This window comes from Myxococcales bacterium, from assembly GCA_022563535.1.
Taxonomy (GTDB): domain Bacteria; phylum Myxococcota_A; class UBA9160; order UBA9160; family UBA4427; genus DUBZ01.
Window position 1 is genome coordinate 65,985 of sequence record JADFNE010000016.1, and the last position, 13,629, is coordinate 79,613.

A 13,629-nucleotide genomic window follows, 5' to 3' on the forward strand; every position below is an offset into this window, starting at 1 on the left:
TGTCATCGCCGCAGACGCTGATAGGCCTGCTGGATATCGATGGATCTGCGGTGGGCGAGTTCCTGCAACTCTTCTCCGAGATGGGCCACTTTGTCCGGGTGATACTCTCGCATTCGCGCGCGATAGGCGGATTGGATTTCATCTTGACTGGCCCCCGGCGAGATTCCGAGAATCGCATGCGGATTGAGGTCTGCTCTGGAAGCGTCAGAGGACGAGTCGTGCCCCAGCGGCATTCCGGATCCGGGACCCCCCGGGTTCTGCCCGGCCATGTACTTTCGTGCGTAACCGCGAAAATAATGGGCCAGGAGGCCCATCACCACCAGGTCGTCCAGCAACCCGAGCCCGCGACCCATGTAATCGGGAATCAGATCGCGCGGAAACACCAGGTACAGGATCGCCACGAGGAGCAACCACTTCTTGAGATCCTTGGGATCCATCTTCGACACGGCCATGATCGCCGAAGGGTAGGCGATTGTGGACTGGGGATCCTACTCGATCTCGAGCTGGTTCTTCACACGGGTCACACCCTCGACACCGCGCGCGAGGGATGTGGCCTTGCGCCTTGCCGACCGGGATTGGATTTTCCCGTGCAAAGTCACGACACCATTGTGAGTGTCGACGTTGATCTGGAGCCCTTTGATGTCCGAGTCTCCGAGCAACTTCGACTTGACGCTCGCCGTGATGGCCGCATCGTTCATGATGGTGCCGACGCTGCGACTATCCGAGCCCACGTAATAGCCACCGGTACCAGCGGCGCCAATCGCCAGTACTGCGCAGCCGAGTGAACTACCAAGAACCAGGAAACCCAGAACGAAAACGGCTGGGACGAGAAATCGACGCATGACTACCTCCGTTCTTGGAGGGGGGAGGCAAGAATCTAACCGACATAGGACCCAGGGCCAACGAATCCGCGACTCGGCGTGCGCCCAGGCTGGAGCTAGACCAACCGCTTGATCCCCCAGAGGACAGTTGCGATACTTGAACCCCGGCCTGTCAACCGAACCGTTTTGCGGGCAAATGTGAGGCTCGAATTGTGAGTATTGCAAGCGCTCGAAGCCTCTTTTCCGATCACTGCGATCCGCAGGAATATATTCCGCGACGGGCGACCGAAGACATCATCCGGAACCTGACTTCGCTGGTGCGCGAAGGCGAACCCGCCATTGTGCTGCGGGGGCCAGCGGGAATTGGCAAGTCCATGTTGTTGCAGATTCTCGCCGAGCGACTGTCCGATGAGCGCAGGGTCGCGTACGTGTCGGTTTCATCGACGCCGGAGCCGGAACTCTGCCACCGAGTGCTGGAGTTCCTGGACGAGCCCGCGGCGGAAGATCCCGTCGGGGCGCTGATCTCGGCTGCGCAACTCGCGGCAGATGGTCACCGACGACTGCTGCTACTGATCGATCACGCAGAGAGAACCCCGATCGCCTCATCCCAACAGCTGGTACGAGCCGCTGCGAGTGCCGCTCCCCACCTGACAGTAATCTTCGCCGTCCGCGATGGCGAAGGAGCCGACGATTTCATCCAGGCTCTCGAAGCGCAATTGTGCGGCATCCTCGTAGCCTTCGACCAGGCCATGAATGAGGCTGAGTCCTTGGACTACTTGCGCCGCACCCTGGCCCGCGGCGAACTTCCCGAGGATCTGCGATCTCGACTCGACCCGCCGACGCTGGCCTGGATCATTCAGGGATCCAAAGGTCTGCCCGGGGAAATCAACCGCTGGGCCCTCGATTTGTTCGACCGGTACGAACGCGGAGAGAACCCGCTCGTCCCCGAGAGTCCGGAGCAGAAAGTTGCGGAGCCGGAATCGGAATCGACTGGCACCGCGGCCTCGTCACTGGCCAGGCCAATGAGCCTCGGAGGGATGTTGCTCGGTCCGCGAAAAACCGCGGAGTACGATCTGAATATTGACCTCAATTTCGTGCCGAACATGGGTTCCACGCCGATCAAATCGTCGCCGACTCCGCCTGCAGCGAAGCGCGACGGAGATCCGGTAGCGCTACCCAAAGGCGTGAAGCCGGGTCCGGTACCCAGGGTACAACCGAGGTCCGGTAGACTGAAAATACCTGCTCTCGGTCACCGCCCCCTGCTCCTGACGTTCGGGTTCGTCACAATCCTGGGTGTCGTGATTGCTCTGGGATATCTGGCGAGCCAACTCCCCGACCTCGCTCCCGCCGATCCAGCAGCGGGCCCGAGTCTCGAACCCCCCATAGCAGTACCTGGCGTTGCTGAGCTCCCGGATGCCGAGCCTCCCGTAATCTTGGCGCGCACGGTCGAGACTCCCCCTGCCGTCGTGGAACCGCCCACACCGGAGGAGAACACCGCAGCGACGCCCGAGGTCGAGGACTCGCAAGTGCCTGAGCCCCAGGAGCTGAAGCTCCCGGCGCTGACCCCAGCACCTCAACCCGACACTGCAAAGGTTCAGTCGGCCCAACCTGAGCCTCCTCTCGCCAAGACCGAGTTACCAGAGCGCCAGGAACTTTCCCTCGCCGAAGCGGACCTGCTATTGACCAGCACCTTCGACAATTTATACGGCTCCGATCAGATCCAGACCGTGACGTTCTACGCTCTCCAGGACGACGTGGAGCTACCCGTCGAAACCCTCAGGCTGGCGCGAAAGCACATTAGCGATCGCATCCATACCCTGGGATTCTTGACAGGTGTCGGCCAACTGCCCAAGATCCGCATCCTCAGTATCGAGAGCGGCTCCAGCCAGGACGAACGTTACGCCTACCTCCCGGGCGAGCAGAAGGCTCTTCGGCTTTCGGGCGACGACGCGCTGGACCCCTTCGAGGGAACCCATTTCAGCTATGAAGACTTCCGACCGCGAAGCCTGAAAAGCTTTCGGGTCGCAAAGCTCGAGCAGAGCACGTTGGGCTACGAGCCCGTCTACGTGATCACTGCCCTTCCGCTCTTCGAAGCCGACTACGACACGGTCGAACTCTTCGTCGGCTGGGAAGACCAGGCGCTCCTCGAACAGCGCTACTTTCGAAGCGGGCAAGAGCAGCCCTATCGCTCGATCGGCCATCCCCGGGAGTACATGGAAACGGTGAGGGGATCCATCCTGCCCAACCGCGTCATCGTCAACAATTTCGATAGCGGGACCACGGCTCTAGCGCGCATCCAATACAGTCGCACGGCAGACGATCTCGACGATAGCCTGTTCACCCTCAGCAGTTTCGAGGCACAGGACTTTCGTTTCCCGAGTCCCTGACTGCGATCGCCCAGCCAAAACTACGAGTGACTGAACCACCGTACCGGTCGCCGAATCAGAGCATGTATCGCGCCCGGCATTCCTTGACCACTTCGCGCAACAGTCGCTCTGCGTCTCGGTCGCAACCAAAGAAGACCACGCCGACTCCGGGGACCCGGTAGACCCGCTCCGAATCTTCGCGTTGTTGGTAGACCACCCGAGCAAATCCGCGAAAGCGTTCATTGCCTAGATCAAATTCGACACGCAGCTGCGCACCAACCCCGGGAAGCTCCTTCATTTCGATAAACGCGCCACGCTCGGAGAGGCTCGAGATCACCGCGACTTCTCTTCGAGTACCCATGCGCAGGCTCGCCATCAGGTTGATGGGGAATCGGACGTTCTTCCTTTCGGACACTTCGGCGGGGAGCGCCATCGCACATTTCACTAGAAAACGCAGCTCTTCATCGTCGAAGGGTGCCCATAGCACCCAGTCCGCACCGGCCTTTCGAATTTCCGCCTTCCGCTTCGCATCCGGCTCTACACCGAGCACGACAAGAGGAGGTCGGGCCCCAATCTCTCGGGCCATGTGCTCGAGAACTTTGCCGGCTTCTTCGAGATCGCAGTCCGGAGAGATTGCCAGAAGTCGGATCAGCTCCTTCTCCTGATTGATGAAGAGATGGGCTTCGTCCAGAGCGGTAGCGTGGTGCATGTCGACCCCGAGGCGCCCCAGGCGCAGGGCCACGGGACCGAGCGAACCGTTCTGATCGTCGACGATCAGAACTCGGCTGCTCACCTCAGCCCGCGATATCGCAGCTTCGAGGGAGGGGCCGGTGCTCGAATCGTCCGCAAGGGACTTGGGAATCGGCAACATGTCATCATCGAGGCTTTCGCCCCGGGAATCTTCTCCGATGGACTGCACTTCAAGGGGCCCCAGGTTCGGTCGGGCGATGGGCGGCCTCTCGCCCTCGCGCGCGAGGTAGCGATACGCTTCGTCCGCGGGAAGCGCCGGGGCATAGATAAAGCCTTGAACCTGATCGCACTTCATCCTGCGAAGAGGTTCGAGCTGACTTTCGAGGTCGATGCCCTCGGCCACTACCGTCAACCCGAGGCTATGCGCCATGGCGACCACGGCGCTTGCGATTCCCTCGGCGGATCCGCTGGTAGCGATGTCTCGCAAAAGTGAGCGATCCATCTTCAGTACGTCGAGGGGAAAGCGATTGAGGCACGTGATGGCTGAATATCCGGTACCAAAGTCGTCGAGTGCGACTCGCAAACCGATCGAGCGCAGGTCGCGGAGCGAGACTTCGGTGGTTTCTCCTTCCTCGAATAGCAGGCTCTCGGTCAATTCCAACTCGAGGAGCTGCGGATCGATATTGAACTTCTTCAGCGCGTCGCAAACGACACGTTGAAGATCCATTTCCGCAAATTGAATACTGGAAACATTGACCGAGATCGGAACCGTGACGAGACCGCTGTCCTGCCAGCTTCGCAATTGCTGGCAAGTCTGGTCGAGACACCAGGCACCCAGCTCACAGATCAGCCCTTGTCCTTCGGCGATCGGGATGAATTCGGCGGGAGTGACGACACCAAGCTCTGCGCTCGTCCAGCGCAGCAGCGCCTCGAAACCAGCCACGGTTCCCGACGCGAGGTCGATCTTCGGCTGGTAGTGGACTCTGAGTTCGCCCAGATCGATCGCGTTGGCGAGGCCCTCCTTGATGAGTCGCTCGCGGTCAGATTTCTCTTCAAACGCACGCTCGAAGCGAGCGACCCGTTTACGACCTCGGTGCTTGGCGACGTAGAGCGCGGTGTCGGCATGGCGTATGAGCGTCTCGGCGTCCGATCCATCCTCGGGGTAGACGGAGATTCCAACGCTGCCAGAACTCGTGAGCGTCTGGCTCGCGAGCTTTACCGGCTTGTTCAGGAGAGCGAGGATCTTTTCCCCGAGTTCATTGGTGGCTTCGAGGCCCTTGATACCCGGTGCGATCAGGGCAAACTCGTCTCCGGCCAACCGAGCGAAGCAGATCTCACCGCAGCTCTCATCGCACAGCGCCAAGAATTCTTCTTTGCGGATATGGCTACTGAAACGTTCGGCCAATGTCTGAAGAAAGGCGTCGCCGGTAGCGTGTCCAAAGGAATCGTTGATTCCCTTGAAGTGATCGAGATCAATGTAGTAGATCGCAACGGAACTCTCTTCGATCTCCGCGGCCTCTAACGCCTGCACAAGGTTGTCCAAAAACTGGCGACGGTTTGCCAGACCCGTCAGGCTGTCGTTGTGGGCGAGATGAACCAGTCTTCGCTCATTGCGATGTCGCGATGTGACATCGCGAATCAATACGCCACGCAGTCCCTTCAGTGGACCCGATGATTCCAAGGGACTCGTCCAGGCTTCGAAGACACGCCCCGACGCCGACTTCATTCGCTGCCGTCGCTGCTTCGGATCTTCCAGCACATGGCGTATGGCTTTGGGAGCCATTGGCGGACTTTCGGGCCACAAGACCGGGGGAGGCAAGTTGAGCGTCGAGCGCGCAATCGGGTTTGCATCCACCAGGTGCCCGGCCTGGTCCACCACAAGAATGCCGTCGTGGGTCGCCTCGATCGAAGCGGCTCGAGCATGGGCAATTCGTATGGCCCAATTTCCGGGTGACACAATCAAGGCACACAGGACTGCGGCTATGATTCCAAGTTCGATCGGCGCCAGCACGGGTTGCTGACCCAGCATCAAGAGCGCCTGGCCGACTGCCGCGGGTACCAGGCTCGCGACGCCGGTCGCCAAGAGGATCCAGGGTCGCTGAGATGGCTCGCCGTGGAAAAAAAGCAATAGGGCGATCACGCAGCCCGCGGTGACCAATTCGGGCGGAACAATTTGATCCCACTGAAATGACGGCGTCACATCCCCGATTAGCCAGATCACCGCCGAGGCAACTAGAACCAGCAGGCTGCCGGAGAAAAGGCCGGCGATCACAGCACTCGCAGGGGCCGAGCCGTGGTGCGTCTCTGGACTTCGAGAAGGCGCTTGCAGAATACGATGGAGCCGACCGAAGACCCCAAGAACTGAGGACACGACGGACTTTAGGGCTTGTTTTGCATAGGGCTGTGGCGATCTCTGCATCGATCATGCCCACTTCAAGGGAAGCCACGGGATCTGACCGAGAACCCCCAGATTCAAGTCATTATCGTCCGATCGTGCACAGATCTGAAGCGGATGGCAGCCTAGGTCCGGATTCGAACGCCCTTGGGGTCGTACATCGGTCGCAGGGATGGCTTGGCGGGATAGCGCGTTCCGGAGACTTCGATTTCATAATGGCCGCTCTTGATGAAATCGATCGACACCCCGGCTTCGTTCGCGACGGGCCCCAGGCCCACGGCACCGCCTAGGGTATGGCCGTAGCCCCCAGCCTTGATGTAACCAACCCGAACGCCGTCGCGAAAGATGGTTTCGTTGTGGTGCATTACCGGCTCCGGGTCCTCGAGCAGAAACTGCACGAGGCGAGTCTTCGGTAAACCGGCGTCCTTCTGCTTCAACAACGCTTCTCTGCCAATGAAGCCACCCGGCTTGTCCCACGAGACTGCAAATCCGAGCCCGACTTCCAGCGGGGTGTCTTCGTTGTCGATGTCAGCGGCCCAGTCGCGATAGGCCTTCTCGAGGCGCAGCGTTTCGAGCGCTGCGAGCCCTGCATGCTTGAGCCCCACCTTCTTGCCGGCTTCCATGAGCAGGTCGAAGACATGAAGCGTCTGCTCGGTCGGTACATACAGCTCGTAGCCCAGCTCGCCCACGTAGGTGATTCGCATGGCCTTGACCATCGCATACCCGATCTCGATCTCCTGCATGGACGGGTACGGGAAGGCCTCTGTCGAGAGATCCGCATCGGTAATCATGCCGAGCAGTTCGCGGGATCTCGGCCCCTGAATGTTGAGGATGTTGTAGGCAGAACTGATATCGGTGACGAAGGCGTGAGCCTCCTCTGGGATGTTTCGCCGCAGCCATGTCAGCGCGTGCATGTGGAGCAGATCGCCGGCGATCAAGAGGTACTCAAATTCCCCTGTGCGGGTGACCGTCAGATCCGCTTCGATTCGGCCGCGTTCATTCAGAAACTGGGTGTAGACGATGCGCCCGACCGGAACCGCGACGTTGTTCGCGCAGATCCGGTTCAGCACCTTCTCCGCATCTCTACCCTGGACCAGGAACTTGGACATGTGAGTGAGGTCCATCAGAACAACGCCTTCCCGGGCTGCTTTGTGTTCAGCGGCGCTGTAGGGAGCCCAGTTCTGACGCCCCCATGAATATTCGAGTTTGGGCTCGACGCCTTCGGGCGCGAACCAACTCGGGAACTCCCAACCACCCGACGTGCTGAAGTACGCGCCCTCCGCCGCGAGGCGGTCGTGGATCGCCGACTTGCGGGCATTGCGCGAAGTCTCGGGCTCGAGGTTTGGCCAGCTGATGTACTGCCAGCCGATCATTTCTACGACGCGATCGTGGAGGTACTTGCTGGTGTTCTGGAACGGGTGCATGCGGTCGATGTTGACCTCACAGACGTCGACCGGCGGCAGGCCATCCACAATCCACTGCGCGAGCACCTGACCCGCGCCACCCCCAAACAAGATCCCCAGGGAGTTGAAGCCTGCGGCCACATAGAAATTCTGCAGCTCGGGTGACTCGCCGAGTAGTGATCCCATGTCCGGCGTGAAGCTCTCGGGTCCGCAGAATAGTTGTCGCACCCCGACGTCGCGTGCTGCTGGAATCCGGTCCATGGCTGCGTCGATGTAGGGAGCCAGGCGATCCCAATCCGGCGGCAGATCCGCAAAGGTGAAATCTTTGGGGATGCCTTCCATGCCCCATGGGCCGGCAATGGGTTCGAACATCCCGAGCATCAAACCGCCGCCCTCTTCTCTGAAGTAGGTGTAGAGATCCGGGTCCTCGACGATGGGCAGATCTCGATGGATTCCCTTCATTTCCTCAGTGATCAGGTAGTAGTGCTCGGCGGCGTGGAGAGGCACGTTGACCCCGGCCATCTTGCCCAGCTGTCGTGCCCACATGCCGCCGCAATTGACCACGTACTCGGCCGTGATGTCGCCGTGCTCGGTCGCCACACCGGTGACGCGACCATTCTTCTGGTGAATCGCAGTCACCGGGGTGTCTTCGAAGATTTGCGCGCCACCCATGCGAGCACCCTTGGCGAGGGAGATGGTGACATCGACAGGGTTTGCACGGCCGTCGTCGGGTGTATAGAAGCCGCACAGGATGTCGTCAGTCTCGAACAGAGGCCACATCTTCTTGACATCGGCGGTCGAAACCTCTTCGACTTCGATACCAAAGCCGCGGCAGAAGTCCGCCACACGGCGCAGCTTGTCGACCCGCTCGGTATTGCTTGCGATCTGCAAGTACCCGACATCTCGGAAGCCAGTGTCCTGTCCGGTCTCCTGGCCGAGCCTCTTGTAGAGATCGCGGCTGTACTTGGACATGGTGACGGTCAGTTCGGAATCAAACGTTCCGGTCACGACCAGCCCCGCCGCGTGCCAGGTGGTCCCCGATGTCAGTTTGGCGCGTTCGAGCAGCACGACGTCGCGCCATCCAAGCTTGGTCAAGTGATAGGCGACGCTACATCCGATGACCCCGCCTCCAATGATTACGACGCGTGCGTGCGAGGGAAGGGAATGGCTTGCGTTGGCTTCGGGATTGTCCTGGCCCATGTCGTTCTCCATCAATTACTCGCGTGTCTTGACTCGCAGGACCGGGGAGCAGCGGCCCTTCAAGTGATCATCCAGAAGTCGTAGGCCGGGAGTATATTCGTGCAATCGCCGAACGGTACGGCAATCGATCCTTTGGGAAGTGACGCAGGCATTTTGTTGAGTTAACGAATTCGGGGGGCGGAGTCCCTGGCGTGAGGAATATTGTTGCTGGGAAGCGGACTAGCGGTGTTTCGGGGCCACGACGTGTTAACCGATCTAGCAATCGGCGCTAGGGTTCGGCCGTTCGAAGAGAGGTCTGATCACTGCAATTCTCCGGCAATTCCGGAGCAAGTATGCAGAACTAACCGTCACCCCCGGCAGCGCGAAGTTCCGGCCTGGTTTTGGCCTCCCAGGCCTGTGCCAACTCGTGGTCGAAGAGTCGCCATCCCAGGTAGTGGTGAAAGTCCTTGATCGGTCGATCGAGTTCGATCAACTGTCCCCCCCGACTGTGACGGGAACTCATTCCGCCCTGGAGACGTTCACACAGGATCCGATCCTCCTCCATGACCTGATCGTAGCTCTGGGCCTCAGCCGCCAGGGGACCGTCCTGATGTTCCGAAAACCGCCCTCCCCCACAGACGACGGTCTGATCGACACTCAGGGGAAGCACCAAGAGCCAGGCCCAGGACTCGGCGTTCGCGAAGAAGGTCAGATTCGGCGGGATAGAAAGCACGAAATAGTGCTCACGTTCGAAGTCGCTGAGGGAAGCGGGATCGTCGGGACGCTTCGGCGGGGCGTGAGTGAGCGGGCTGGCCGACGCCGTCCAACAGGGCGATCCCTCGAGATTGAAAGCATCCCCGGTAGCTGCAATGTGATTGAGGGACTGGGGATGGGTCCGGAACAGGTGATACCAATCCATCGAGTTTTCCATCACCAGCTTCCAGTTCGACTTCCAGTTTTCTGTCGGCATGGCAGGCGCGCACGCGAAGCGATCGTATTGAAAAGGGTCTAGATAACGATCGAGACCCGCCAGCCGCGGGGCCAGCGCCTCGGCGTCTGCATCGAAATTGATGAACACAATCCCCTTCCAGTTCTCCAGGCGGATCGACGCGAGGCCGTGGGAGGCCTTGTCGATCTTTGCATCGCCCGGATAGGGAACACCGGTCAATCGGCCGCAGCTGTCGTAGCTCCAGGCGTGGTAGGGGCACTGCACGCTACTCGCATTCCCGCGGCCCTCGTCGTAGAGCACTGTGCCTCGATGTCTGCACACATTTGAGAATGCGCGCAACACACCGTCAGCACTGCGAATGACAACGATCGGTTCGCTCGCCACTGTGAAGGCAAAATAATCCCCCGGGTTCGGAAGCTCGTCCGCCCCACAGACCGCGAACCAATCCTGCCGGAAGACGCGCTCCATCTCGAGTTCGAACACCTCGGGATCGGAATAGGCTCCCAGCGGGAGTGCATGCATCTTGCCGTCCAGGGGTGCTGTTTCTCGTCGATAATCGCTCAATACTGACAACGCGTTCTTCTCCAATTTCGATCGGCTCTTATGTACAGCAGCGTACCAACGCCCAACTATCATATTGCCCAGGTCCCAGGCTAGTCCCGCTCGACCACGTGCCAATACGCAGCTTCCACGTCCTCGAATTCTTCTTCTTCGTAATCGTATTTTTTGGCAAACGCGGTGTCGATACTCGCCATCGTCTTGGCATCCGTGACCACTACGAGCTTTTGCTCGTAGATTTTATCTCCGAACTTGAGACGGACGTTCGGATCTCGGGCGACATTGGCAACCCAGGACTTGCCATCCGGCTCGTCCGCGGACACATATAGCTGGTTCCCCAGGGTCACAACCCAGACCGTCACGGAGTGGGGGATGAAATAGGAAGTCGTCGTTTCGATGGAAACATCGTGAGCATCCGAGGTGAACGACCAATCCTCGACCGCTTGCTGATTCACCTCGCCCGACAGTCCGAAACCGGGTCGTTCATCGCTCGGCTCGAGCGAACAAGCAACGTTCAGTACGATCACAATTGCGCAGACCACCACAGCGGCGATTCTCGACATCACATCCTCCTTTGCTTTCTCGTCACGGACTTTGATTCTCGTCACGGACTTTGATTCTCTATAATGATCCTAGAAGAAACTCGCACCGTCCAGCAACAGTCAATCCAGTAGTTGAAATTCGTTAGAGAGAGACGATGTCCAGGAACTACAAAAAGGCCGTTGCCGCCATCAACAAACATCACATTCAGCTGGTCTACCCCATCAAGAACGCCCATGAGCCGGGATCTCTTTGGCATTCCCTGTATCCGCGTTCCTTCATGAAGTGGGATTGGTCTGAAGACGCTGACCAGCGAGTCGTCGACATCTGGCACCTGAAAGATGAACTCTGCCAGAATCAAGACGTGGTGTATGCGAAATGGTTCCGCGGACGTGCCACTTTCTTCTCGCGGAAGATCTTTGCTCCGATTCTTTGTCTCCTGGGGACAACCCAAGTCGATGAGATCTATCGAAACATGCACGCCAATGATATTTACGAAGCGTTGCTCGACAATTCGCCTCAAACACCCAAGCTCGTCAGGCAGGCTGTCGATCTTTCAGGACGCCTCAACCGAAGCGACTATGAAAGAGCCGTGAAATTGCTTTGGGAACAACTCCTGATCGTGGGAACCGGCGAAGTTGACGAAGGGCAATTCCCCGCCCTCGCGATCGGAGCGACAAAACACATCTTCGAAGATCTTTGGGATGAGGGGCGCAGCATGGATCGCCGCGATGCTGTGAAACTCTGCCGTGAACTCATTCCCGGGGACTCCCCGTTCAACAAGTTCTTCAACAGGATGATGGTCAAGTTCGCTGGACGAGGACTCGACTGCTGATTAACTCGAGAGCGTAGACCGGGCGGGACCAGTGCGAAACGTCACCGGCCCGCCCAGGAACTACAAACCGATCAGCTATGCACGTTCGTTCGGAAGAGTCTTGCCGTCTCCGCCGAAAGCCTCCGGGAGCGTCTCGAACTTGTCGAGGTCATCGTAGACGCAGACCGTGCCACTTCCGTAGAAGATGTGACATCCCATCTTGAGACGCGGATCGATCTCACCGTCCGCGCCATGATTGGGGGTCGTGAAGTTCTGAAGAAAAACGGCACTGCAACCGAGGTGGTTGAGTCGACTGTAGACCTTGCTGCCGCAGGTACTGCAAAAATAGCGGTCCTCCTTTGACTGGCCGCCGCAGTTGTACATCGAAAGGTTGTTCTCTCCCTTGCTGATTCGAACATTGTCGTAGGCGCAGAGTTCCGCGTACGGCGCGGAGTGTGTGCGTCGGCAGATAGAGCAGTGGCAGATCGCAGTCCAGGCGGGCAAACCGCTCACCTCGAATTCGACCGCACCACAGTGACACGAACCCTTGAACACGTCTTCGCTCATGCTTGTCTCCGTTGCGTGGTCGGCCCGGCCTGCCTGGGCCCCCGTGGCCCCGGGTATGGGAGCCGGCCGACACGAAGAGAGTAGAACCAGCTAGCCCAGGCGTAAACATGCACAGGGGGTGGCGCGGATGCTCATCCGCAACTCGCACGTCTCCGGCTTTAGCCTGGTGATCAGACGCATACGGATCGGTTCTGACCAAAATGAACACTTTCTTGTTCTAGGCAATTGACCCGAACCCGTAGAGAGCGCCATCACGCAACAATGAGTCAACTCGCAGCAGCTCGTGCTTCTCGCCTGCGGATCACGATCACCATCAGCGCAGGTGCGAGAGTCACGTCTCCGATAAATGCCATTGCAAGCGCCAGGCCCGTCAGGAACCCGAAGTTGAATGTGCTTGTGAGATAGCCGAGGGTAAAGACGAAAAAACCGGCGCAGAGCACGAGGGTGGTGACGAGCATTGCCTGTCCTGCGGTTCGCAGGGTGAGGTGGACCGCTTGGGTGGCGTCCCCCGTCTCTTCGTAGTAACGGCGGAAGCTATTCATGAAGTGAATGGTGTCGTCCACCGCGAGCCCGAGCGCGATGCTTCCGATCAGGAGCGTGAATCCGTCGAGGGGGAATTCGAAGTAGCCCATCACTCCCAGGATCAGAACGATCGGGAGGAGATTGGGAATCATGCTGAGCAGACCGAGCCTGACACTCGAGAGCAGCAGCATCATCAATGGGGTGATGACAACGAGGGCGATCACGTACGAGCGCGCCATGCTGTGGATCACGGCCTCGAAGGTTCGGCTCAAAAGCGGCATCAGACCCGTGACCGTGACCTTCGCCATGCTGCCGACGGCCTCTTGATAGATGGATTCTATCTCGCGCATCACGGGCGCGTAAAGATAGGCATCCACCCAGGGAGCGCGCAGGGTCATGCGACCGGTCATGAACAGGCTGTCGGTCACGTCCTCGAGATCGTCCGAGCCGCTCGTCTCGAAGAGAAGCAATTCCTGGGCGATCAGCTGACGATCTTCAGGAATCACGTGAAACTCAGCTCGCCCTCCGTTCAGGGCCTGGTGGATCTCTTCGAGAATGTCTACGAGTGAAAGAGATTTGCCGATGTAGATTTCGCCAAAACGCAGGTCGTCGTTCGCAACCTGCAGGGCCTTCATCGTGGAGAGGAGTTCAGGATCTTGAAGCCCGTTCTCTTTGTCTGTCTCGAAGAGCACCTCGATCGACATGATGCCCTTGAGCTCGTCGTTCATGACATCCATCGAGACCCGGAGCGGGTCGCCCTCTGGAAACCACGCCACCGGGTTGTGGGAGAAGCGGAGCTGCGTCGCACCTGCGATACCGATGAGC

At 59.1% G+C, this 13,629-nt stretch carries 10 protein-coding genes; 2 read left to right on the top strand and 8 right to left on the bottom strand.

Annotated features, from left to right (window positions below):
• Positions 1 to 2: 2 nt before the first annotated feature.
• Positions 3 to 452: a DnaJ domain-containing protein gene (locus IH881_07400; protein ID MCH7867509.1), complete on the bottom strand. Its 450-nt coding sequence runs from the start codon at positions 450 to 452 to the stop codon at positions 3 to 5.
• 36 nt (positions 453 to 488) lie between these two features.
• Entirely contained in the window at positions 489 to 842 is a 354-nt protein-coding gene (locus IH881_07405; GenBank protein MCH7867510.1) for a BON domain-containing protein, read from the bottom strand.
• Positions 843 to 1,033: 191 nt separating this feature from the next.
• Between IH881_07405 and IH881_07410 the strand changes: the two genes are divergently transcribed.
• Positions 1,034 to 3,208, top strand: a complete 2,175-nt coding sequence (locus IH881_07410) for an outer membrane lipoprotein-sorting protein (GenBank protein ID MCH7867511.1) — start codon at positions 1,034 to 1,036, stop codon at positions 3,206 to 3,208.
• Positions 3,209 to 3,263: 55 nt separating this feature from the next.
• On the opposite strand, the gene IH881_07415 is transcribed toward IH881_07410, so the two are convergent.
• The 4 genes from IH881_07415 to IH881_07430 form a co-directional block, all read right to left on the bottom strand.
• On the bottom strand, positions 3,264 to 6,149 hold the full coding sequence (locus IH881_07415; GenBank protein MCH7867512.1) for an EAL domain-containing protein: 2,886 nt from the start codon (positions 6,147 to 6,149) through the stop codon (positions 3,264 to 3,266).
• 248 nt (positions 6,150 to 6,397) lie between these two features.
• The gene (locus IH881_07420; protein ID MCH7867513.1) at positions 6,398 to 8,875 is read right to left on the bottom strand and encodes a GcvT family protein; all 2,478 of its coding nucleotides are present in this window, start codon (positions 8,873 to 8,875) and stop codon (positions 6,398 to 6,400) included.
• A 340-nt stretch (positions 8,876 to 9,215) separates the two neighbouring features.
• The gene (locus IH881_07425; GenBank protein ID MCH7867514.1) at positions 9,216 to 10,376 is read right to left on the bottom strand and encodes an aromatic ring-hydroxylating dioxygenase subunit alpha; all 1,161 of its coding nucleotides are present in this window, start codon (positions 10,374 to 10,376) and stop codon (positions 9,216 to 9,218) included.
• A gap of 80 nt (positions 10,377 to 10,456) precedes the next feature.
• Positions 10,457 to 10,969, bottom strand: coding sequence for a DUF2255 family protein (locus IH881_07430; GenBank protein ID MCH7867515.1), 513 nt, complete (start codon positions 10,967 to 10,969; stop codon positions 10,457 to 10,459).
• A gap of 89 nt (positions 10,970 to 11,058) precedes the next feature.
• On the opposite strand from IH881_07430, the gene IH881_07435 reads away from it, so the two are divergent.
• Positions 11,059 to 11,736, top strand: coding sequence for a hypothetical protein (locus tag IH881_07435; protein ID MCH7867516.1), 678 nt, complete (start codon positions 11,059 to 11,061; stop codon positions 11,734 to 11,736).
• A 75-nt stretch (positions 11,737 to 11,811) separates the two neighbouring features.
• Here the strand turns inward: IH881_07435 and IH881_07440 are convergent, their stop codons facing one another.
• Positions 11,812 to 12,282, bottom strand: coding sequence for a GFA family protein (locus tag IH881_07440; GenBank protein ID MCH7867517.1), 471 nt, complete (start codon positions 12,280 to 12,282; stop codon positions 11,812 to 11,814).
• Positions 12,283 to 12,548: 266 nt separating this feature from the next.
• Positions 12,549 to 13,629 (bottom strand): MMPL family transporter (locus IH881_07445; protein ID MCH7867518.1); only part of this gene is annotated, 1,081 nt, incomplete at its 5' end.

Excerpts from the sequence above, each read along its gene's own strand:
- IH881_07400 (MCH7867509.1), bottom strand. The coding sequence starts at position 452 with ATGGCCGTGTCGAAGATGGATCCCAAGGATCTCAAGAAGTGGTTGCTC.
- IH881_07405 (MCH7867510.1), bottom strand. The coding sequence starts at position 842 with ATGCGTCGATTTCTCGTCCCAGCCGTTTTCGTTCTGGGTTTCCTGGTT.
- IH881_07420 (MCH7867513.1), bottom strand. The coding sequence starts at position 8,875 with ATGGGCCAGGACAATCCCGAAGCCAACGCAAGCCATTCCCTTCCCTCG.
- IH881_07435 (MCH7867516.1), top strand. The coding sequence starts at position 11,059 with ATGTCCAGGAACTACAAAAAGGCCGTTGCCGCCATCAACAAACATCAC.
- IH881_07440 (MCH7867517.1), bottom strand. The coding sequence starts at position 12,282 with ATGAGCGAAGACGTGTTCAAGGGTTCGTGTCACTGTGGTGCGGTCGAA.